Origin of the sequence: Streptomyces nanhaiensis (assembly GCF_046614825.1) — a bacterium.
Taxonomy (GTDB): domain Bacteria; phylum Actinomycetota; class Actinomycetes; order Streptomycetales; family Streptomycetaceae; genus Streptomyces; species Streptomyces radiopugnans.
Genome location: NZ_JBKJFM010000002.1, coordinates 95,606 through 116,484 on the forward strand (window position 1 = coordinate 95,606; position 20,879 = coordinate 116,484).

The 20,879-nt window shown below is 71.7% G+C and carries 25 protein-coding genes and 2 pseudogenes; 25 read left to right on the forward strand and 2 right to left on the reverse strand.

The window, feature by feature from the left end:
* Positions 1-8: 8 nt before the first annotated feature.
* From ACLIYP_RS01335 to ACLIYP_RS01375, 9 genes and pseudogenes are all read left to right on the forward strand, one after another.
* Positions 9-557: a hypothetical protein gene (locus ACLIYP_RS01335; protein WP_412711274.1), complete on the forward strand. Its 549-nt coding sequence runs from the start codon at positions 9-11 to the stop codon at positions 555-557.
* A gap of 117 nt (positions 558-674) precedes the next feature.
* Positions 675-1,163, forward strand: coding sequence for a hypothetical protein (locus ACLIYP_RS01340; protein WP_412711275.1), 489 nt, complete (start codon positions 675-677; stop codon positions 1,161-1,163).
* Between the two features lie 40 nt (positions 1,164-1,203).
* Positions 1,204-1,659: a hypothetical protein gene (locus ACLIYP_RS01345; RefSeq protein ID WP_412711276.1), complete on the forward strand. Its 456-nt coding sequence runs from the start codon at positions 1,204-1,206 to the stop codon at positions 1,657-1,659.
* On the forward strand, positions 1,656-2,018 hold the full coding sequence (locus ACLIYP_RS01350; RefSeq protein ID WP_412711277.1) for a hypothetical protein: 363 nt from the start codon (positions 1,656-1,658) through the stop codon (positions 2,016-2,018). The genes ACLIYP_RS01345 and ACLIYP_RS01350 overlap by 4 nt, the downstream gene beginning before the upstream one ends.
* 13 nt (positions 2,019-2,031) lie before the next feature.
* Positions 2,032-2,388, forward strand: coding sequence for a hypothetical protein (locus tag ACLIYP_RS01355; RefSeq protein WP_412711278.1), 357 nt, complete (start codon positions 2,032-2,034; stop codon positions 2,386-2,388).
* 292 nt (positions 2,389-2,680) lie between these two features.
* Positions 2,681-4,135: a hypothetical protein gene (locus ACLIYP_RS01360; protein WP_412711279.1), complete on the forward strand. Its 1,455-nt coding sequence runs from the start codon at positions 2,681-2,683 to the stop codon at positions 4,133-4,135.
* A 34-nt stretch (positions 4,136-4,169) separates the two neighbouring features.
* Positions 4,170-4,418, forward strand: a pseudogene (locus ACLIYP_RS01365) (arsenite S-adenosylmethyltransferase); the annotation flags it as partial.
* A 25-nt stretch (positions 4,419-4,443) separates the two neighbouring features.
* Positions 4,444-4,893 (forward strand): hypothetical protein, encoded by a 450-nt coding sequence (locus tag ACLIYP_RS01370; RefSeq protein ID WP_412711280.1) that lies wholly within the window; start codon positions 4,444-4,446, stop codon positions 4,891-4,893.
* A 103-nt stretch (positions 4,894-4,996) separates the two neighbouring features.
* Positions 4,997-5,434 carry a hypothetical protein gene (locus ACLIYP_RS01375; protein ID WP_412711281.1) on the forward strand — a complete coding sequence of 146 codons (438 nt, stop codon included), beginning with the start codon at positions 4,997-4,999 and terminating at the stop codon, positions 5,432-5,434.
* Between the two features lie 68 nt (positions 5,435-5,502).
* Here the strand turns inward: ACLIYP_RS01375 and ACLIYP_RS01380 are convergent, their stop codons facing one another.
* Complete coding sequence (locus tag ACLIYP_RS01380) at positions 5,503-5,820, reverse strand: hypothetical protein (RefSeq protein ID WP_412711282.1); 318 nt, start codon at positions 5,818-5,820, stop codon at positions 5,503-5,505.
* A 33-nt stretch (positions 5,821-5,853) separates the two neighbouring features.
* Between ACLIYP_RS01380 and ACLIYP_RS01385 the strand changes: the two genes are divergently transcribed.
* From ACLIYP_RS01385 to ACLIYP_RS01435, 11 genes are all read left to right on the forward strand, one after another.
* The gene (locus ACLIYP_RS01385; protein ID WP_412711283.1) at positions 5,854-6,069 is read left to right on the forward strand and encodes a hypothetical protein; all 216 of its coding nucleotides are present in this window, start codon (positions 5,854-5,856) and stop codon (positions 6,067-6,069) included.
* 13 nt (positions 6,070-6,082) lie between these two features.
* Positions 6,083-6,778, forward strand: a complete 696-nt coding sequence (locus ACLIYP_RS01390) for a hypothetical protein (protein WP_412711284.1) — start codon at positions 6,083-6,085, stop codon at positions 6,776-6,778.
* A gap of 25 nt (positions 6,779-6,803) precedes the next feature.
* Positions 6,804-7,550 carry a hypothetical protein gene (locus ACLIYP_RS01395; RefSeq protein ID WP_412711285.1) on the forward strand — a complete coding sequence of 249 codons (747 nt, stop codon included), beginning with the start codon at positions 6,804-6,806 and terminating at the stop codon, positions 7,548-7,550.
* Positions 7,547-8,194, forward strand: a complete 648-nt coding sequence (locus ACLIYP_RS01400; protein ID WP_412711286.1) for a hypothetical protein — start codon at positions 7,547-7,549, stop codon at positions 8,192-8,194. The genes ACLIYP_RS01395 and ACLIYP_RS01400 overlap by 4 nt, the downstream gene beginning before the upstream one ends.
* Before the next feature lie 24 nt (positions 8,195-8,218).
* Complete coding sequence (locus ACLIYP_RS01405) at positions 8,219-8,620, forward strand: hypothetical protein (RefSeq protein WP_412711287.1); 402 nt, start codon at positions 8,219-8,221, stop codon at positions 8,618-8,620.
* 294 nt (positions 8,621-8,914) lie between these two features.
* Positions 8,915-9,304: a hypothetical protein gene (locus ACLIYP_RS01410; protein ID WP_412711288.1), complete on the forward strand. Its 390-nt coding sequence runs from the start codon at positions 8,915-8,917 to the stop codon at positions 9,302-9,304.
* Positions 9,301-10,086 carry an SPDY domain-containing protein gene (locus ACLIYP_RS01415; RefSeq protein ID WP_412711289.1) on the forward strand — a complete coding sequence of 262 codons (786 nt, stop codon included), beginning with the start codon at positions 9,301-9,303 and terminating at the stop codon, positions 10,084-10,086. The genes ACLIYP_RS01410 and ACLIYP_RS01415 overlap by 4 nt, the downstream gene beginning before the upstream one ends.
* Positions 10,087-10,113: 27 nt before the next feature.
* The gene (locus tag ACLIYP_RS01420; protein ID WP_412711290.1) at positions 10,114-10,482 is read left to right on the forward strand and encodes a hypothetical protein; all 369 of its coding nucleotides are present in this window, start codon (positions 10,114-10,116) and stop codon (positions 10,480-10,482) included.
* Positions 10,473-11,294 carry an SPDY domain-containing protein gene (locus ACLIYP_RS01425; RefSeq protein WP_412711291.1) on the forward strand — a complete coding sequence of 274 codons (822 nt, stop codon included), beginning with the start codon at positions 10,473-10,475 and terminating at the stop codon, positions 11,292-11,294. The genes ACLIYP_RS01420 and ACLIYP_RS01425 overlap by 10 nt, the downstream gene beginning before the upstream one ends.
* Before the next feature lie 288 nt (positions 11,295-11,582).
* Entirely contained in the window at positions 11,583-11,888 is a 306-nt protein-coding gene (locus ACLIYP_RS01430; RefSeq protein WP_412711292.1) for a hypothetical protein, read from the forward strand.
* Between the two features lie 42 nt (positions 11,889-11,930).
* Positions 11,931-13,721 (forward strand): type IV secretory system conjugative DNA transfer family protein, encoded by a 1,791-nt coding sequence (locus ACLIYP_RS01435; protein WP_412711293.1) that lies wholly within the window; start codon positions 11,931-11,933, stop codon positions 13,719-13,721.
* A gap of 65 nt (positions 13,722-13,786) precedes the next feature.
* Here the strand turns inward: ACLIYP_RS01435 and ACLIYP_RS01440 are convergent, their stop codons facing one another.
* The gene (locus ACLIYP_RS01440) at positions 13,787-14,623 is read right to left on the reverse strand and encodes a phosphotransferase (RefSeq protein WP_412711294.1); all 837 of its coding nucleotides are present in this window, start codon (positions 14,621-14,623) and stop codon (positions 13,787-13,789) included.
* Between the two features lie 209 nt (positions 14,624-14,832).
* Between ACLIYP_RS01440 and ACLIYP_RS01445 the strand changes: the two genes are divergently transcribed.
* From ACLIYP_RS01445 to ACLIYP_RS01465, 5 genes and pseudogenes are all read left to right on the forward strand, one after another.
* On the forward strand, positions 14,833-15,405 hold the full coding sequence (locus ACLIYP_RS01445) for a hypothetical protein (RefSeq protein ID WP_412711295.1): 573 nt from the start codon (positions 14,833-14,835) through the stop codon (positions 15,403-15,405).
* A 196-nt stretch (positions 15,406-15,601) separates the two neighbouring features.
* Positions 15,602-16,483 (forward strand): adenine nucleotide alpha hydrolase family protein, encoded by an 882-nt coding sequence (locus ACLIYP_RS01450; protein WP_412711321.1) that lies wholly within the window; start codon positions 15,602-15,604, stop codon positions 16,481-16,483.
* A pseudogene (locus tag ACLIYP_RS01455) lies at positions 16,477-17,740 on the forward strand (DNA cytosine methyltransferase). Before ACLIYP_RS01450 ends, ACLIYP_RS01455 begins: the two are co-directional and overlap by 7 nt.
* Entirely contained in the window at positions 17,740-18,867 is a 1,128-nt protein-coding gene (locus ACLIYP_RS01460) for a DnaB-like helicase N-terminal domain-containing protein (protein WP_412711296.1), read from the forward strand. Before ACLIYP_RS01455 ends, ACLIYP_RS01460 begins: the two are co-directional and overlap by 1 nt.
* Before the next feature lie 65 nt (positions 18,868-18,932).
* Complete coding sequence (locus ACLIYP_RS01465) at positions 18,933-20,288, forward strand: SPDY domain-containing protein (protein ID WP_412711297.1); 1,356 nt, start codon at positions 18,933-18,935, stop codon at positions 20,286-20,288.
* Positions 20,289-20,879: the final 591 nt, after the last annotated feature.

Genomic DNA, 20,879 nt, shown 5'->3' on the forward strand with positions numbered 1-20,879 from the left:
AAGGACCCATGCCCCAGAACCCCGACTTCGAGCTGTACGACAACGTCGGCCGCGACGCCGACCAGATCGCCGCCGCCCGCTACGGCATCGCCACCCGCCGTGATCTACTCCGGTGGGCGAGGCGGGACGCCAAGCCGTTCCTGGCCGAGCATCCGTTGCCGGACAAGCCCCTGCCCAGCCCGGGCCTCGCCCCTTACCTGGCCGCACTCGCCGCAGCGGAGACCCCTGCCGAGGTCAGCGCCGTCACCCAGCATCTTCTGGATGCCGCCGAACTCGCACTGCGGGCGGTGAGCGACTACCTCTTCGCCGCCGCCCAGTGGCGTGGCCAGCACCGCGGAGCAGAGAAGGGCTCGCCGCCCAAGCTGCTGATGGAAGCAGCCAGCCGCAGCCTGTCCGTGGCAGCCATCGCGGACGAAGCCGATCTGACGACCCTGCGCGCCGAGTACGACCCGGCGCCGACACCGAACCTCCCGCCGCCGAGCCAGGCACGGGCCTCGACGGGGCTTCCCCCGGCCCCGCCGCACGCCCCGCCCGCCGGCCCGACACCCGGTCGGTAACTTCCCCCCTTCTGGAGGCCCCTCCTGTCGACCCGTTCCTTCATCGCCCGCCCAACTGAGACCGGTTACACCGGCATCTACGTCCATCTCGACGGCAATCCAAGCGAGAAGCTGCCCATGCTCCTGGCCGCCTACCAGCACCGGTTCGGGCAGGACGTCGAGGCCATGGCGCGGCATCTCGTGGACGACGTCGCCGTCGGCTGGGAGGAGCTGGGCACCGACCTCCTCGACAGTGCCCCGCCCGAGATCGTCACCGCCCTGATCGGCGGAGAGCGGTGGCCCAGCAGCACCCTGGACCACCTGATCACCCCCGACGGCTCCCCGCTCGTCCGCATGACCGTCACCGAGAAGACCGCCGCCGACCAGGACCTGCAGTGGGGCTACGTTCTGCGCCCCCACGGGATCGAAGTGATCAGCCTGCTCCACGCAGCTGCCGGTCCCGTCGTCGCCTGGGACACCGACCCCCGCACCGGATTCAGCAACCACCCGGCGCACTGGCCCGCCCCCTCGAAGGCCCCGTTCGCCACCACCGCTTCCGCAGCACGGTCGCCTCGGACCGCTCCCGTCACAGCCGCGGTCAATCCCCGCATGACCGTCCGCCGCTGACCCCCACCGGCACCACCACCGTAAGGAGGACCTCGCCCCTTTGGACCCTGGCACGCACTTCGTCTTCGGCACCCACGAGCAGCACGGCTTCGTCGCCGCCTTCACCTCCTCCCTGCCCGCCCACCTGGCTCACTGGTTCCTCGTACGGGAACAGTTCGAGCCCGTGCCCGGCAAGCCCGGGATGTTCCGGCTCACCGAGCCCGAGCGCGACGGTCCGCGCCGCACCCGCCAAGCCGTCCACGATCTGCGCCACCACGGCTACACCGTGCACGCCGACCACGCCCTCGACCCCGCGGCCTCCGCCAGCCCACCGCGCCCGTCCCCGAACGGGCTGATGGAACGCCGCAGCCGACTCGCGCAGGCCGCCGCCGGCCGCTCACCGCAGCGCGGTCCGGCACCCACCGCCGCACCGCCCACGGCACGTCCGGTCCCGCCGAGGCCCACCTACGCACCCACCGCCCACCTGACGGCGTCGGGGACAGGACGGAGCCGGTGAGACCCGACAGCGAGTCCATCCGCATCACCCGCGGCCGGGGCGGTGAAGTCGAGGTCGAGTTCGACGGCGCCTTCGATTCCTTCGCCGCAGACGTCCTGCGACGTGCGGGCTTCCTCTTCGAGCCGTCCCTGCGAGGGCACTGGATCCGCCTGCCGTTCGACATGGGAGAGGAGTGGGAGAACGAGCACGCAACCTGGGCCGCCGAGATGCTGACCGCCGCGCGTTACCGCGTCGACCTCGACCCGTCGCTGCGCACGCCTCCCTCCGATGCAGCGCCGACGACGACCAGCCGCCTCACCAGGACGGCGATGACCGCCCAGCCACCACCGTCCACCGCGGCCCGCCGCCCCCGCCACTGACCGAAAGCTCCCGTTGTCCCTGACCGCCCCCTCGACTGCCCCGGCACCGCGCATCACCTATGGCGCGGTGCTGGGCAGCCCGCACGTTGCCCGCCTCCTCGGCGGCACCCTCACCGGCCGCCTCCCCAACGCCATGGCGCCCATCGCGATCCTGCTGTGGATCACCGCGAACGGCGGCAGCATCGTCTTCGGCGGCCTGCTCAGCGCCCTGTACGGGCTGGCCTCCGCGCTGGCGCAACCGGTCAAGGGGCGCCTCATGGACCGCTACGGCCAGACCGCCGTACACGTCCCCACCGCGCTGCTCAACCCCAGCCTGCTGCTGAGCTCCCGGTGGCCGGACCGCACGGCGGACCAGCGCTCGCCACGGTGATCGTCGTCGCGGCCGGCCTGTCCACGCCGGCCCTCGAAGCCGGCATGCGAGCCCTGTGGCCGAGTCTGCTGCCCGACCCAGCGGCTGCGGCACGCCGCGCTCGCCCTGGACACCGGCACGCAGGGCCTGTTGTACATCGTCGGGTCCATGCTCGCCTGCGCGCGCACCCCGGCGGGGGCGGTCCAGTCCCGCTCGACGAAGTCCTGGTACGCCCGCTCGGCGGAGATGTCAGAGCAGCGGAATAGAGTCGCCGTTCCGGCCGGGTGGCCCGGCCATCGAGGGGGGAGTCAGCGTGCGTGTGCGCAAGTGGTCCAGGTACACGAAGGACGAGAAGCAGCGTCTTGGGCGGGGCCTCCAAACGGTTCTCAGGGAAGGGGGTGCTCCGGACGCGGAGGCGTTTCTCGCCAGGGGCGATGAAGGCGTACTCATTGAGATTCCTGCCCCGCCATACCAAGGAGACCTCGACCGCTACGGTCGCGCACCCATCAAGGTACGAAACGGCTGGGCCGTGGAAGCAGTCCGAGGGATCCGGCTCCTCGCCGAGCGGGTCGGGGTTGACCTGACCTGTCACGGGGAGCACAGTAAGTACGGCGCTGGGCGTGGCGTCCACCCACTCCCTGACTCCGGGTTCGTGCACATCACGGTCCCGTGGGCGGACGCCGATCACCTGTTAGCCGCCCTTGCGGGAGTGGCGCCGATCGTTTCGGCGGAAGAGCCGCAGTCAGGCCCAGCTGCGATCGAGGTGCGCGCGAGCGAGGTATACGAATCGGCTGAGGTAATTGCCTGTATGGAGACGGTCACTTCTGCAGGAATCGCCCTGGCACAGGCCGTGACGGCTCTGCGGGCTGCTGCGCGTGACGTAGGGGTCGACACGTACGCCGCTTCGCGGCACCGTCTGAGGGGCGTCCGTGCCGCTGTTCCGCAGAATACCGACCGTCGAATCCCCGGCCCCGATATCTACGATCCTTTCTGGGACGACCCTGTCGGCAGATACCTCATCCAGGCCAGCTACCACCTGGCTGGCCTGCGAGGCATCGAGACGTCGCGACTCTGGGGCGTCGTCGAGGCGAGCTGGGAGGATCACCGCCACCAGGACGGCGAGTACACGCTGGACGAGGCGCACATCGCAGAGGCGATCGTGCGGTTCGAGCCAGGCGTCGACTATGACCGTTTCCGCGCCTATATGCACGTGATGCGTGTGCACGCGACCGAGCGGAACTACGCGGAAGCGCGTGAACCCTCTCTCCGGACTGAGCGCGAGGCTGCCGAGCGAGCTGAGCGCGAGGCTGCCATGCAGAAACTGGAGGCCGACCGGGAGGCACGGGCCCGGGCGCAGGAAGCGCGCGCTGCTGCTGCCGAGCGGAAGGCTAGGACCGGCCAAGCCGCCAAAGCCGGGGCCGTCAAACCGAAGGATGTGTTCTACGTCGTGACGGGCACAGACCGGGTGACCGGCAAGCCGGGGGTCAAGTTCGGCATCAGCAATGGGGACGGAGAGGTCCGGCTGTCGCGGCACGCCCGCGACGGCTACAACACCCGACACCGGCTCTTCACCGGCCTTCCTGAGGGGGCTGCCCGGGAGGCGGAGAACGGGATGCTGGCGCGCCTCAAAGGTGCAGGCCACAAGCCGCTGCACGGGCGCGAGTATTACCCGCAGGCCGCCCTTGGACTGATTCTGGACTCGCTCGATGGGGACCTGACCCCTACTGCCGACTCCGTGGACAAGGAAGTCAAGGCATTGACGGGCTGACCGCATGCACCAACGGCAAGTTGGAAGGTCCGACATGACCGACCAGTCCCCCGACCTCCGCGAGACAGTCCGGGCCCGTTACGCGGCCTCCGCTCTGAAGGTCACCGAGGGCGGGACTGCTTGCTGCGGACCGGCGCCGGTGGAGATCGACGAAAACTTCGGCTCCACCCTCTACAGCGGCGGTGAGACCGACGAGCTTGCGGCCGGCGCCATCGCGGCGTCGCTCAGCTGCGGCAGTTCCACGGCGGTCGCCGACATGAACGAGGGCGAGCGCGTCCTAGAAAGTTGCCCACACCTGTGGACACAGTGTGGATCATGACCTCGCGAACCGCCCCGCCGACAAGCGGGCCGGGTTCGCCCGCTGGCTCGGTGGGCGGGACTGCACCGACTGCTGGAAGGCCGCCCGCGACGCCGACACCGCATCCAAGGAGCAGTGGCTCACCGCCAAGCGCGCCGAGGAGCAGCAGGCTGCCGCCGAGTGGGCCGCAGGCTTCGACATGCCGCCGCTGGAAGACCCCGAGAAGGCTCTCGACTGGGGTGAGCGTTCCCGACACCAGCTGATGATCGCCGCGCACACCGCGCTGGTCGTCGAAGGCACTTGGGACGAGGCCAACTGGGCGGAGCTGGAAGAGAAGGCCCGCACGATCACCCGGACCGGATGGTGGATCGACCAGCGCGACGCACACGGCACTGGCCTGCCCGAACTCCTCGACGCCGCAACCGAATCGGTGCGCAGAACCGAGAACCCTTTCCGCTGAAGCGGGCCGGAACATAGCCGCAGATCGCCGGTTAGCCAAACCGGCGATCCTGCGGACCATTGTTCCTCCCACCGCCACCCCGATCCGCGTGGAAGGAATCCCGATGACCGATCCCTGCCTGCCCCCGACCACCCCGGCCTTCGCGCCGACGCCCGACCCGCTCACCCCTGTCCGGGACATCACCCACGCCCACTTCGAGGCCGGGGACCGGGTCGTCGTCCTCAAAGGAGTCGCCGGCGGGGAGCTGTGGGGAGACGCCATGCGTGTCGTCGCCCCGTCCTGGCACACGCCGACCGACGAGGACGGGTGGCGGCTGCGGGATGCCACGGGCGGAGCCCAGACCTACATCACCGGCCACCCGCGCTATCTGGTGCACCTCTCGCGCCGCTGCCCGGACTGCCTGATCCACCTGCGCGCCATGGAGGACCACCTCCTGCCGAAGTACGCCGGGCAGGACGCGCTGATCGACTGCGGCTGGTACGCCACCACCGCCCTCAACCAGCTCGTGCACATCGCCGACGTCCGCCGGGGCGGCCGGTGATCCCCCGCGTCCATGAGCGCGCCCTCACCCCGCACGGCCCACTCGGCCAGGCACTGGGGCGCCCGGTATCACCGTAGGAAGGGCTGACCGAGCACACCGTCGTCGCCCACTGGCCCGGCCTGGACTTCTACACCCTGGACGACGAGCAGGCGACGTGGACATCCGCCCAGTGGGCGGAGCACCTCGAAGACCCGCTCATCGAGCACCCGTTCGCCACCAGCCCCCAGGGCGACCGGCGTGCGATCCTCCACCTCGACGCCCGACTCCACCCCGGCGACCGTGACCTGACCGGCGCGGAGTGGGCCGAGGCCGCCCACCGCCTCGCCCGCACCGCCGGCGTCGAGATCCCCGGCGACGAGGCCGGCTGCCGCTGGATCGCCGTCCAAGGCCGACCCGGGCGCCTCGATGTGATCGCCAACGTGATCCGCCTCGACGGCACCTGGCAGGCGCAGCCGACCGACCTCCTGCGGCGGCTCTCGGACGAGGCCCGCCGCATCGAGCAGGACCTCCGCCTCATCACCCCCGTCACCGGCCCTCCCGGGCGGCAGGCAGCCGCCCGCCCGACCACCCCGCTGCGGACCGGCGTTGCCACCGGCCCACTCTCACGGCGGAACACCCCACGACGATCACCGTAGGAGAAACGTCTCTTTGCCCCTGGCCGACCGGCTCCTGGCCGTCCGCCGCGACCCGCACTCCGGCAAGGTCCTCGCCCAAGGCGGGGACTCCGAAGCCCACAGCATCCTCCAACGCACGGGGTTCGTTCCCGTCGTCCGACTCCACGAGACCTACCACCGCGCACCCACCGGCCTGACGGCGGAGGAGGAAGCCCGCCTCGCCACCGAAGCCGTAGCCCGGTTGCGGGCCGTCGACTACCCCGTCGACTGCGACGAGGACTTCACCACCGACCGGCGCCCGCCTCACTATCTGCCGCTGGGCGCCCAGGTCACCCAGCTCGCCGAGCGCATCCGTCAGGCCACCACCACCGGCGAGGCGGCCGAGATCCTCACCGAGCTGACCGCTCCCCGGGACGGGATCCTCGCCGCGGTCGGCGAGATCCTCCAGGCCACCGCGGACTTCCACGACGGCATGGACGGTGCGGCCGACCCGCACATCGCCCGCCGCCTGCGCTACCTCGCCGACGAACGCCTGCACGTCATCCGCACCGACCTTCTCCACACACGGAACGACCTCGCCGACCGGCACGCCCCGCACCCCGGCCGCAGTGCCTGCACCGAAGAGGTCCCCGCCACCGAACGCGAACGCTCCGCCGTGTGCGCCTGCCCGCCCCCGCCGCGCGCTGTGCCGACACCGCCCCCTCCCGGTGCCACCGGGCCGCGCCGCTGACACCGCCCACCAGATCAAGGAAGACATGCACGACCACGACTCCGAACACCTCGCCTCGTTCGCCGACCTTCTCGCCGGTGAACTGCCCGACACCTGGACCAGCGTCCACCACCCGGCCGAGGACAAGGACAACCTCGCCGACCTGGCCGACCGCATCTGGGACCTGGACCTCGTCGCCGAAGCCCTCGCCGAGCACCCGCTCCGGCACGCGGCCGTCCTCACCCGCCAGGACGGTGCACAGCTCGCCGTCCTCGACCGGCCCGGGCGCGATGGGTTCCTCGTCGCCGCCATCGCCCCCAGCGATCTCCCCGCCGAGGCGTTCCGGGGCATCCGCGAACCGGACGGCATCGCGGTGAGCGACGACCCGTTCCACAGCGCCGAGCTGGTCGCCGGCGACCTGCTGGCCCGCTTCGACGCAGCCCTCGCCCAGGTCCGCTGCACCGCCGCAGGCATCCGGCCATCCCAGCCGGACCGGATCGTCCTGACCTGGCAGCCGGACGGCAGCCTCGCCGCCGCCCCGGTCAGCGAGGAGGCCGCCGACGTCCTGACCGCCAACGGGTTCGTCCGCGAGGAGAGCGGCATCTACCGCCTCAGCGGCGACGACACCACCGCGCAGGCCCGCGCCGTGCGGGCAGTCGGACCGCAGCTTGACGCACGTGGCATCACCATCGCACTCCAGCACCCCTCGAGCCGGATCGCGCCCACCGCCGCCCCGCCGACGCCCATGCCGGCCCCGGCCGCCCCCCGGGCCTCGACCACCAGGGGCCGATGACGTACCGCGACGGTGAGCCCGAGTTCATGGTGATGGACTACATCACCATCACGCGGGATACCCGGACCGGTCTCGTCGTCGCCATCGGCGGTGACGAACGGGCAGCCGGCATCCTGCAGATGGCGGGGTTCATTCCTGCTCCCGGACCGCGCGGGGACTATCACCGGCTGCCCTGCAGCCTGCCGATCGCGCAGCAGCTCAGCCGGTCAACGGCCGCCTCCCACGCGCTTCTTTCCGCCGGATTCGGCGTCCACCTCGATCCGGCGCTCAACACCCTGCCCACATCGGGCGGCGACCGCCAGGTGGCCCGGCGCTACCTCGCCCGCCTGGCCGCGCGGGCGCGGCAGGCCACCGACGACCGGCAGGTCGCCGAGATCCTCACCGAGATCGCCGCTCCCTGCGAGGGGCTCCTGCCGCTCGTGCGCAACGTGCTGACCCACACCTGGCGCCCGTGGTGGGACCGGCTCGACGCCACCGGGCACAGCACGGAACCGGCCGGCGACCTCATGGAGATCACCGAGCGGCTGTCGTCCCTCACGCGGCAGATCGAGCACGTGCGCAACCAGGCCGCCCGCAGGCCGTCCCCGGTACCCATACCGCCCCTCCCGCCGCCGCCTTCGTCCGAGCGCTCCCGGCGGCGCTGACCTCCCGACCATCTTGGAGAGCCCATGGGCAATCGCGCCGACGACGAAGGCACCGATGTCGAGATCTACCGCAAGGCCCTGAGCGACACCATCCACGCGGACACCGCGGCCGGCGCCCCCGAGAAGCTCCTCGCCCTCCTCGACCGCCTCGGCCTGGAGCGCCGGGAGGTCCGCACGGCCGGTCCGGTCTACATCTGGCACACCGTCCCCGCCCATCTGCCGGAGACGGAGCAGAAACGGCTCGCCACCCGCGCGATCCCGGCCCTGCTCACAGCCGGATACCGGGTCAACATCACCCCGGAGCTGTTCGACGAGGCCGCCTACCACCAGGCCGTGCACGACCTGCGCACCGCCCAAGCCCGGCCCGCAGCCTCGCACCCCGCCCCGGCTCCCGCACCCACCGCGCCATCCCGCCACACCCCCTGACCCTCACAGGGCGGCCCCGGCCCACACCGGCCGGGGCCGCCCCGGGTTCTCACCTTCTGCCCTGGAGTTCCCGTAGCACCCCGCACATCCCCGCCCCTCTCCCTGCTCCGCAAGACCCGGCTCGCACTCGCCCTGTTCCGCCGCTGCCTGCGCGCCTGCACTGCCGGCAGCCGCGAGCGCATCACCCCGCCCGCCACTGGCCCGTACGAGGCCCTCCACGAAGCCCGGCACCGCAGCCCCCACCACTAACCGCCTCCGCCCTCCGGCCGCACCCCGTTCTTGTCCGGGAGGACCATGACCGACTCCACGCCCTACGCCGTCACCCTCGCCGAGGACATCACCCGCCGTCTCGGTCAGCTGACCGAGTACCTCGCCCAGGCCCCGCCGCGCCAGGCCGCCCAGATCCTGGGCAAGGTCCTGGACTGCGACGACGGTGTCCTCGGCCAGGTGACCGCACTGCTGGCCACCGGCTCGCACTTCGCCAAACACCACGCCCGGGCCGGTACCTTCCCACCCGAGGTCTGGCTCGCCCTGGGGCGCGCCTCGAACGAGCTGCACGACATCGGCTTGGACCTCGATGAGCACCTCGCGGACATCGAGCGCCTCGCCGCGCCTCCGGCCGCCGCGGGTGCCACGACGGCGAAGCCGGTGGCCTCCGACATGGTCGTCAGGCGACGCCGGTGAAGAAGCACCAGACCGGTCGGGGATTCGTCGAGCAGGCCCAGCAGTACTACCTGGTCGAGCCGCGCCATCTCGCCGGCGGTGGCGACGTGCGGCACGTCGGCGAGTTCCTGCGCGCCTCCGGCTGGACGGACAGGTCCAAGAAGGGTGGCCTGCTGGTCTTCGACAGCCCCGATCGCGCGGTCCGGGTCGGATACGACCCCTTCACCCAGCCGGGCGGCTGGACGATCCGCGGCACCGCCACCCGGCAGCAGGAGGCCTGGTATGCCACGCTCGGCCGGCAGACGCCGGTGGAGATCGTCGCCGGGTTCACCGACGCCCTCACCCGGCCCCGCTCCGCCCACGCCCCCAACGTATGGGCGCCTCTGCAGGAGCGGGACTGGAAGACCGAACGCGGCCGGCATTTCACCGCCATGAGTCCGGACGGCAACGCCTTCGTGCAGTTCCACCAGGCCGGGGCCGGCGAGGCGTTCTGGTGGGTCGGTGCCCGCACCGAGCACGGCAGGGCCTGGGACGCCCACTTCACGTCCGGCACACCGATGCATCTGCTCCAGAGTTTCTCCGCCGCGCTGGCCGACCCGCGGCCGGTGATGCGTCCGCGCGGGCACGTCCCGCCCAGCGACCGCATCCGCACCACGTCGGTGTCCGTCCTCCCCTCCCAGCTCGGTGCCTGGCAGCAGGCCCGCATCACCGCCGCCCGTGCCGCCGCCTGGGTCCGCAACTCCTGGGCCTCCAGCCGACCCCGCCCGCATGCCACCGCCGGCAGGGCCCGCTCACGTCGCTGACCCGCCCCGTACACCACAAGGAGCCCCGTGCCCGACCGCACTCCTGCCCCCTCCCTGGACGACATCCAGTGCGCCACCGACACCCTGTCCCAGCTCACCGCCTACCTGCGGGATGCCCCCGCCCGTGACGAGGCCCTCGCGCTGGCCGAACCGCTGCTGGACGAGTACACCGGCATTCCCGTCCAGCTCGGCGACGCCTTGCGCGCCCTCGCCCGGACCGTGCTCGACCACCCCGACACCCCGCGCACCCCCGACCTGCACACCCTGGTCGCAGAGCTGCGCACCGCCGCGTGGGAGCAGACCAACCAGTACGACCTGCACTACACCCTCGACCAGCTGCGGGCCCTCCTCACGAGCGACTCCCCGAGCACCTCGGAGCACTGCCGGTGCCGGTGAGCGAGCGGCAGCTCGCCGCGTTCGCCGACACCCACGCCCGGCGGATCCCCTTCGACACCACTCCCCGCCACCTCGCCGGGCCCGGCGACGCCCGCCACGTCACCCACGGCCTGGCCGCGGCCGGATGGACCCCCACCTCCGACCCGCTGAGCCCGCAGATCGTGCTCACCAGCCCGGACCACCGGCACAGCCTGCAGTTCGACCCGCACTCCGCCACCTCCGCCTGGTGGCGGCTGCGGGCCGAGGCCACCGACACCGAGCCGGGCTGGTACGCCGAGTTCGGCGAGCTCGTTCCCGCCGAAGTTCTCAGCGGTCTCACCGACGCCCTCGTCGCCCCGCCGCCGCGCGAACAGCCGGGCCCCTGGCGGGTGCTGTCCTCGGCGGGCTGGCTGCTCGACGCGCCGGACGCGGCCCACTCACCGGACGCCCTGTGCCACATCGAGCTGCGTCACGTCGACCACCACGACACGCCGTCCTGGCACATCGAAACCCGCCGGCACGACCACGGCACCCCCGCAGGTCCCCGGATCTGGCACGCCTGGTTCGACGGCCGTACCCCCTCCCACCTGATGACCGCCTTCACCGCCGCGCTCGCCGACACCGCACCGCTCCAGCGCGGCATGTACGACCGCATCGCCCACCACAGCGCCGTACAGCGGCCGAGCCCGCTCACCTCGCAGCAGGTCGTCGAAGCGCACACCGCCCGGCTCGACACCATCCGCCGACAGAACCGTGCCACCCGTCGGCCGCGGCCGAGAGCGGCGGCCGCCCCGCCCAAGGCCGACACCGCCCGACCGACCGCGCGCCGCTGATCCCGACAGGAGACCTCCGCCATCTCCCTCGATCCCACCGCTCACCACGCATTCCTGCACCACCTCGACGGCTTCCTCCGCGACAGCAAGAAGATCCTCGACGCCTGGGACGCCTACTCCGACGAACACACCGACCTCGACGGATGGCCACACGACGACCACGCCTACGGGCTGCGCGCGAGCCGGCGCGACGCCGACACCGCCGCCGCGTTCGAAACCGTCCGCGCCGGCGCCCACCACCTGCTGGCCACGGCCGAGACACAGCTCGGCCGACTGCCCACCGACGCGGTGCAACACCGCTGGGGATACCAACTGAGCGTCCTGTCCGGTGCGCTCGACCGGCTCGACGCCCTGCACACCGAATGGCTGCGGACCCGCGACAGCCTCTCCGCCGACGCAGGGCCCGGCACCCCGGTGTTCGACGACGCGCTCGCCGAGCACCACGCCGAATGCTGGAGCTACCTCGACGACTGGGCCACCCACGGCCAGGCCATCCGCGACATCCATACGGCCGCCCGGTACGCCCCTTCGCCCGTGACTTCACCCCCGACCGCGACCACAGCCCTCTCGGCCGGTCCGAGCCACACCCGCTGACCGGCTCCGTCTTCGCTCCTTCGCCCGGAAGCGCACCGCCTTTTGCCTTCTCCCAGCAGCTCATCCAGCGACGGCTACGACACCGCCCTGCGCCTCCTCCTCGGCGTGCTCGCCGTCGTCGTCCCCCTGTCCCATCTGGCCTGGCTGTCCGGCAACGTCACCGCCTGGGCCACCGGCCGCCCCTGGGCCGGCTACGAGCCCACCACCGCCCTGCTCCACCCCGACCACCTCTGGCCCCAGGCCGGGGAAACCTCCCTGCTGATCGGTGCCCGGATCGTGCCCGTCGCCGTGCTGCTCGCCCTCGCCGCGGTGGCCGCCGCCGTGTGGTCGCGCCACAAGGACCGGGGCGGTGGACGGCCGAAGAAGATCCCCGGAATGGCCACGCCGAGGGACATCCAGCCCCTGATGGCCAAGGCGCTCACCGCCAAGGCCCGCTCCCTGCGGCCGGGCCTGAAGACCGCCAAACGCGTCGACCCCAGGGACACCGGCATCCTGCTGGGCAACCTGCAACGGAGCCGGCACGAGGTCCGCATGGGATACGAGGACGTCGCGGTCGCGATCATGGCCCCGCGCTCCGGCAAGACCACCAGCCTGGCCGTCCCCGCGATCCTCAACGCCCCCGGCCCGGTCCTGCTGACCTCGAACAAGGCCGCGGGCGACGCCTACACCGCCACCCTGGAGGCCCGGGCGGAGGCGGGCCGGGTGTGGTCGATGGACCCCCAGCAGATCGCGCACGCCGCCCGCCGGATGTGGTGGAACCCCCTCGCCGACGCCACGACCCTGGACGGCGCCGGACGCCTGGCCGGGCACTTCCTCGCCGCGAGCGTGGACGCGAGCCAGCAGGGCGACTTCTGGTCCAAGGCCGGATCCAACATCCTCTCCCAGCTCTTCCTCGCCGCCGCGCTGGACCAGCGGCCGATCACGGACGTGATGCAGTGGCTGGCCTTCCCCGCCGACCGCACCCCGCTGGACATCCTGCGCGACCACGGCTTCGCGGCTGTCGCCGCACAGCTCAAGGGCACCGTCGAAGGACCGCCCGAGACCCGCGACGGCATCTACGAAACCGCCCGCCAGTACGCCGCCGCCCTCCTCAACAGCGAGATCGCCGCCTGGGTCACCCCGCAACGGGATGTCCCCGAGTTCCGGCCGACCGACTTCGTCACCTCCACCGACACCCTCTACCTGCTGTCCAAGGACGGCGGCGGCGGAGCGAGCGCGCTGATCGCCGCGTGCGCGGACTCGGTGATGCGGGCGGCGACCGCCCAGGCCGAGCGCGCCGGCGGACGCCTGGACCCGCCGATGCTGGCGATCCTGGACGAGGCCGCCAACGTCTGCAAGATCAGCGACCTGCCGGACCTGTACTCCCACCTCGGCAGCCGCGGCATCATCCCGATCACCATCCTGCAGTCCTACCGCCAGGGCCAGAAGGTCTGGGGCGACGCCGGGATGGACGCACTGTGGTCCGCCAGCACGGTCAAAGTCATCGGCTCCGGCATCGACGACCCGGACTTCGCCGACAAGCTCTCCCGCCTCATCGGCGACCACGACGTCCCGACCACCTCCACCTCCCGCTCCGAATCCGGCAAGTCAACCTCCGTCTCGATGCGGCAGGAGCGGATCCTGCCCGCCGACGCGATCCGCGCCCTGCCCAAGGGCACCGCGCTGTGCTTCGCCACCGGCCTGCGCGCCGCCATGCTCGACCTGCGCCCCTGGTACACCGAACCCGGCGCCGCCAAGCTGTCCGCCGCCTCCGCCCGCGCCTCACAGGCCATCACCACCCGCGCGGTCGCCAAGACCACCCCACGCCAGGACGACCACGGGCCCGCGGCGTGAGGGGACCCAGCGGTGAGCCCGACGAGTCCGCGGTCGGCCCGGACTTGCTCCAGGAAGGACCAGCGCTACGCATCACCCAGTCTGTGCCGCACGACCCCGGTGGCCCGGACATACCGCGCCACCTCGTCCGCCCAGGCCTGCCCGGACGGCCCCACGAGCTCGCTGTACGCGACAAGCCGGAAGATCAGCGCACGGACCAGCATCTGCCACCAGCCCGGACGGTCACTTCCGACGACCAGCAGACCGGGTGGAGGGCCGAACCACAGCAGACCGTCCGCCACCACGACCGCCTCCGCGAAGAGCGGAGGCCGCCAGTACGGCGAAAAGTCGATCACAGCGGGCTCCTCACCGGCGGCGAACAGGACGTTGCCGGTCAGGTCACCGTGGACGAGCTGGGACACCTGTTCCACCGGACGCCTCAACTCCAGCAGAGCCGACAGAGGTCCGGCGAGTCCCGCGGCCACCTCGGTCTCCTCCTCGCCCCACGCCACCCGGTCGGCCACCGCCCAGGGATGCGTCCGCCGGTCCAGGAAACCAGGCCGGGGCAGCTCCCGCAGGGCGGCGTGGAAGGCACGGCCGGCGCTGATCACATCGGACCACCGCCCCCGGGGCCCGGGCTCCCCGTCCAGGAACTCGCCAGCGGTCCAGCCCTCCACGACGCTTTGCCCGTCAGCGGCGCGCAGCGGTGCAGGGACGCGGAAGCCACTGCCTGGCGCGAGCCGCTCGAACACGGAGGCAGCCCACTCCACCTCCTCCTCCGTGCCGTCAGCGGGCTTGAACACGAAACCGCCGACGCGGACGCTGCGTCCCCGCCCTCCGGCCAGCGGGACAGGAGTGCCCTCCACTCCGAAGGCGTCGAGCACGGAAGGCGGCGGGACGGTGTTGCTCGGCAGTCCGGTCACGCCGGGCATCCTGCCCACGCTGCTTTGCCGCCCGCATTCGGTTTTCGCACCGCACCGCTCCTCAGGCCCGCTCCCAGACCAACACCACGCCCCGCCGACGGCACCCCACTTGCCCGAGCCCGCGCCCCAGCCCGGCACCGTGCCACAGCCGCTGACCTTGCCGCCTTCCCCTGAAGGAATCACCGATCGCCTTCATCGACCATCACGACGTGGTCGTCGGCTCGACCGACGACGGGCACACCTTCGCCGTCATCAACTACCCCCCGCGTGCGGCCCACCGCATCCTGACCCACAGCGGCTTCACCACCCGCCACCACCAGCGCCGCACGCTGTATCTACTGCCGCCCGCCACTCCGGCGGAAGACGCGCACGACCGCACCGGCACCGCGCTGAGCGGCCTGCTCGCGCACACCATGGACATCGTCGACCTCAGCTCGACCACCCGCTGGACCTCCGACGGCTCGCCCTCCCAAACAGCTACCCGCTTCGACCTGTCCAACGGGCGCGTCACCGCAACCGCCCACACCCCGGCCGCCCACGGCGTGCTGGAGCAGCACGGCTTCGCCCGCACTCCCGCCGGCTACACCCCGCCCAGCGGTCTGGGCGAGCGGGAGAGCGTCGGCGCCGTCACCCGCGCCGAGACCCACCTGTGGGCCCTCGGCCTCAGCACCGAGATCACGCTCGGCTACCCCACCCCCGACGCCATCCCTCCCGCCCCAGGCCGGACCGATGCGTCCGCACCCCCGCAGCTCCCACAGGCCGCCAAGCGGCGCACCCGCTGACCACCATCCCCGCTCAGGCGCACCGGGCCTTCTTCCAGCCAAAACCTGTTCCTCGCGGCAGCCCCTCATTGCCGTCTGCAGCACCGACCGCGTCCTCCAGCCGCCCAGCACAGCCCTGAACTTTCCACCCCCGCAACACCAGGAACTCGCCATTTCAACGACCCCGCGTTTCCGAGCGCTCTCCCTTGGCGCCGGAATACAGTCCAGCACGCTCCTCGCCCTGTCAGCCGAAGGAACCCTTCCCAAGGTCGATTACGCCATATTCGCCGACACCGGATGGGAACCGGCCTCCGTTTACCGGCATCTCGACCGTCTCGAACAAGAGGTAGCGAAGCCCGCCGGAATACCGATCCTGCGGGTTTCCTCCGGCAACATCCGCAACGACGCCCTCGACCCGAACCACCGATTCGCCTCCATGCCGCTGCACATCCTCACCCAGGACGGGAAGCCGGGCATGACCCGGCGGCAATGCACCGGGGAATACAAAGTAAAGCCGATAAAGAAGAAGATCCGGGAACTCCTCGGCTACCCGTATCCGGCGCGCGTCCCGAAGGACGTGTTCGTCGAGCAGTGGATTGGTATCTCCACCGACGAATTCCACCGCGCCAAGGACGCCGACGTCAAATATATGCGCAACCGCCACCCGCTCATCGTGGACCTGGGCTGGTCCCGCGGCGACTGCATCCGCTACCTGGCCACGCTCGGCCTGGCTGACACCCCGAAATCGAGCTGCCTGGGGTGCCCCTTCCACGGCAACGCCCAGTGGCGGCACATCCGCGACACCAGCCCCGAGGAGTGGCGGGACGTCGTCGCCTTCGACGCCGCGATCCGCAAGGGCAACGCCCGCGCCAACGCCACCGGCAACCAGTTGCTCGGTCAGGCGTTCCTCCACCGCTCCCGCATGCCGCTGGAGGAGGCACCGATCGACCATGTCACCGCCGCCGAACGCGCCGCCGGCCCGGGCGGGCCGACGGACGCGGACGAGCTGGAGCACGGCGTGGCCGACGGGTGCTCGCCCTGGGCCTGCCGCGCAGAGGCGGACACGCCGGTGCGGGACGGCTTCGGGCTGGCCTGTTGATCCTCGACCTCTTCGCAGGGCCCGGCGGCTGGAGCCACGCCCTGACCGTGCTCGGCGCCCACGACATCGGCCTGGAGTGGGATGCGTGGGCCTGCAAGACCCGCGCCGCCGCCGGACAACTCACCATCCGCACCGACGTCGCGCTGTACCCGACATGGCCGTTCACCGGCCGCACGACGGGGCTGATCGCGAGCCCGCCGTGCCAGGCATGGTCGACGGCCGGCAAGCGCCTCGGCCTGGTGGACCAGCCACTGGTCCACCAGGCGGTCGCCGACCTCGCCGCCGGCCGCGACACCCGCGCCCAGCTGCTCGCCGCCTGCCGGGACGAACGCTCGCTGCTGGCCGCCGAGCCGATGCGCTACCTGCACGCCCTGAACTGCGCTGGGGAGCCGGAGTGGGCCGCGCTGGAGGAGGTGCCGGACGTGCTGCCGCTGTGGAAGCAGTACGCGGCCGTCCTGCGGCGGTGGGGATTCTCCGTGTGGACCGGCATCCTCAACGCCGCCGACTACGGCGTACCCCAGACCAGACGGCGGGCGATCCTGCTCGCCTCCCGCATCCGCACCGCCCAGCCGCCCGCGCCGACCCACGCCTGGGTCGCCGAGCCGGAATCACTGTTCGGGCCGGGCCGCGCCCGCTGGGTGTCCATGGCCCAGGCCCTCGGCTGGGGCGCCACCGACCGCCCCGTCCCCACCGTGTGCGCCGGCGGTGGCCCCGGCGGCGGGCCCGAACCGTTCCCGTCCGGCTCCCGCAGGACGCTGTCCGACGCCCGTGATCGCGGCACCTGGATGCCGCGGCCGGACGGGCTCGTCCTGCAGTCCCGCCGCGAAGGCGCGGGATGGGCAGCCCGGCACGGAACCCGCGAAGACCGCTCCGGCGCCGACCTTCACCGCCGAGGCGCACCGCTGGCCATGGTCCCTGCGCAGCAACAACCAGGCCAACGCCACCATCCGGCCGCTATCCGAGCCGGCCGGAACGCTGTTCTTCGGTCACCGCGCGAATGAGTGCACCTGGGTCGCCGAACCTCCCGCCGTCCAGGAGGAGGACACGGGGGCGGCACCCACCCCGGAACCGATCCGGATCACCGCCCGCGAAGCGGGCATCCTCCAGACCTTCCCCGCCGACTACCCCTGGGCCGGCACCAAGGGCCAGCAGTTCTCGCAGATCGGCAACGCCGTCCCCCCACTGCTCGCCGCCCACCTCCTCGCCCCGCACCTGAACGTGCCCCTCAACCCCGACGACTTCGCCCTGGCCGCCTGATGCCGCACATACCCGAACCCGACGAGGACGGCCTCGACGCGATTCCGCCACCGCACGTGGTGCTCTATGTCGAGCAGGCCCTCCTCGGCGCTCTCCTGCTCGAACCGCAGCGCCTGCGCGACGTGGCGGGCATCGGCCCCGAGGCGTTCTCCACCGCCGCACACGCCGCCCTGTTCGCCGCGATCCGCTCCCTGCCGGCCCCCGACCCGGCCGAGCACGCCAAGAACGCGAAGTGGCTCGAAGCCGTGCTCGACGCCGCCCGCGAGCATGCCCGCGGGCTGACCGCCTCCTACCTCCACAGCCTGATTCAGGCCTGCCCCTGGCCCCGGCACACGCCCGCGTACGCGCGGATGGTCGAGGCCGACCATGCCCGCCGGGCGCTGCGCGCCCACGCCCAGCGCCTCGCCCACACCGCGACGGACCGCACCCTGCCCCAGCCCGTCGACACCACCCTGGCGGAGGCCGACACCCTCACCTCCCTCGTGGACGACATCGCCGCGCGGCTCCCACCACACTCCAGCCTCCTGCCCCGCACCCCCGCAACCGTGCCGACCACTGCTCCTGACTATGCCAAGGAGGCGATCGACGAGGAGCGGCTGTTGCTCGCGACCGCGACGGCACACCCTGGCGATGTCGAGCAGATGCGGTGGCTGGCCGCTGAGGACTTCGCCCGCCCCTTGCACGCCGGGTTGTGGCAGTGCCTGACCACCCTGACCCGGCGCCGCGCCCCCGTCGACCCGGTCACGGTCCTGTGGGAGGCCCAGCAGCGCGGCCTCCTCTCCTCCGGGGCCGACCCGACCGAACTGCTGGCCCTCCTCGCAGAGCCGGTCGGTGACCCGCAGTACTGGGGCGAGCGGATCCTCCAGCGCTCCGTCCTTTCCACCGCACACCACGTCGCCTGCCGGATCCGGGCGTACACCGACGCCCCGGCGACCACCCCGCACCAACTCGTCACCGGCAGCCGCCGCGCGCTCGCCGACCTGTCCGCCGTACGCACCCGCTGGCACCACGCCACCTCCCCCACCCCGCTGGCCAGACCCGCCCCCGCCAAGGCCAGGGGCACGGCGCCGTCCCGGGCCAGCCCGCCACGCACCACGGCCCCACCCACCACGCGCATCTCCCGCTGACTCTCCACCCGCCGGTGACCGGACCCCCAATCGTTCGGCCACCGGCAGAAACGAGCACTCCTGCCGTGACCACACCCTCCACCGACACCCACGTCCACCTCGATACCCACCCCGCCCATCCCAGCGCCGTGACCGCCGCCCTCACCGGCCCCCGCCACCGCGCAGCGCACGCCTTCCTGACCGCCCACGGCTTCGAGCCAGTCGACCAGCACACCCTGGTCCTGGCCCGCATCGACCACGAGGAGCCGCACTGGGCGAACCAGGCCGCCCAGGCGCTGGCCGCCGACGGCTTCACCACCGAGGTCTCCCCACGGCTCCGCGAGGCCATCGACGAGGAGTGGACCTGGGCCAACTACCCGATGCCCTGGTGCACCCGTGAGGAAATCCGGGAGGTCTCCAACGAAGCCCAGAAGCTCTATGACGACATCCGCCACGGCCGCCTCGTCATCCACGCCCACGCCGACGACGGCCAGACCACCGTCGCGGTCGGCACCTACCGCGACAGCGGCCAGAGCGTCCACCTCCACGGTGAGAACCACCTACGGCAGATCGCCGACACCTTCGACTCACCCGCCCAGGCCCTCGACTCCTTCGAACGCCTCCACGGCGACGCCCTGCGCCCCGGCCCCGCCCCCATGACCGGCACCGAGCGCCGCGCCGCCGAAGCCCGCACCACGCTCGGCACCACAGCCGCACAACCCGAACCGCAAACGGAGACGGTGCCCGCCTACGCCGCCGACCCCGGCGACCACGACGCCATCCTCGACCAGTTCCTCACCGACCACGGCGACTGGGAGAAGTGGCGCACCTTCTCCGACGACACCACCCACGCCATCCACGCATCACAGACCCTGCGCATCGAACGCGTCCACGAAGCCCATCCCCGCGAGACCGCCTGGACCATCGCCGCCTACAACACCCCCGTCTCCGAGCGGATGTGGCACCTCACCGCAACCGGCGCCACCCCCGCCCCCGTCCTCAATACCCTGTTGGACCGGCTCACTGAGGAAGACGCCTGGGAAACCGCCATCGGCGGCCCCACCACCGAGAAAACCGTCACCGCTGCCACCCGCCCCCTCACCGATGCCGGCTGGCAGCACACCGTCGACGGACGGTGGATCCGCTGGGAAACCCACCAAGGCGACGCCGGCGTCCAGTTCGACGCCTTCGCCGCCCAGAACCCCCACACCACCCTCGCCACCTGGACCCTGTGGGCCGGCCCCGGCATCGACCACCCCACCTGGGCCATCCACGCCTCCCCCTGCACCCCGGCCTCCCTGCTCGCCCACCTCTGCGAGGACCTCGCCCACGGCACCGGCACCCGCCGCAGCAAGCCCGCCTCCCGGCAGGCACCGGGCCCCACCGCCAAGCCTCCTCAAGCCGTGACACCGCTCGCGCACCCCACCAGTCGAAGCCGCTGACCGGCTTGTCCACGTTGACAACGCGACCGAAAAGTGCGACTCCGCATTCGGACGCTTCACACGCAGGCCCCTCCCCATCATCAGAGTCTGCGAGCCAAGTGTTTTGAAGCACTGCGCCGTGCTGTCTGGTGGCGGAGCGGAGCCTCACCCTCTGGGGTTCCCCTGAACTTCACGTGCTACATGGGCATGCCAAACATTGCCGCAGTAAGATCTGCCAAACAAGCGGTTCTGGCCCGCTTCTGACGGTAACACCGAGTGATACTCTCGGAAGAGATCATACTAAACGCTCTCGACATCACCTTCGAGAGTCATTTCTCTGCAACCTTCAGCAACTCGCCCACCTTGCCACGCCATTCATTTGCCCATATCTCACATTCTATGGCGACGAGACGCGGGAATTTGATTTCCCGGTTTCACGAGGAGCGCTTGCGACGCCCTGACCTCGACACTTCGAAATAAAAGGAAATACATCAATGCCGCCGGGACCGTCACACAGCCCTCGCACGGGCAGACGCTAACCCGGCTGGCCGACCCCATAGAACGACTACCGTGGCGGGTTACCCACCGATTTCGACGGGTAATCCATCCACC

Coding starts and splice junctions, on each gene's coding strand:
- ACLIYP_RS01340 (WP_412711275.1), top strand. CDS start 675: ATGCTCCTGGCCGCCTACCAGCACCGGTTCGGGCAGGACGTCGAGGCC.
- ACLIYP_RS01405 (WP_412711287.1), top strand. CDS start 8,219: ATGGGCAATCGCGCCGACGACGAAGGCACCGATGTCGAGATCTACCGC.
- ACLIYP_RS01335 (WP_412711274.1), top strand. CDS start 9: ATGCCCCAGAACCCCGACTTCGAGCTGTACGACAACGTCGGCCGCGAC.
- ACLIYP_RS01395 (WP_412711285.1), top strand. CDS start 6,804: ATGCACGACCACGACTCCGAACACCTCGCCTCGTTCGCCGACCTTCTC.
- ACLIYP_RS01375 (WP_412711281.1), top strand. CDS start 4,997: ATGACCGATCCCTGCCTGCCCCCGACCACCCCGGCCTTCGCGCCGACG.
- ACLIYP_RS01400 (WP_412711286.1), top strand. CDS start 7,547: ATGACGTACCGCGACGGTGAGCCCGAGTTCATGGTGATGGACTACATC.
- ACLIYP_RS01460 (WP_412711296.1), top strand. CDS start 17,740: ATGCCGCACATACCCGAACCCGACGAGGACGGCCTCGACGCGATTCCG.
- ACLIYP_RS01410 (WP_412711288.1), top strand. CDS start 8,915: ATGACCGACTCCACGCCCTACGCCGTCACCCTCGCCGAGGACATCACC.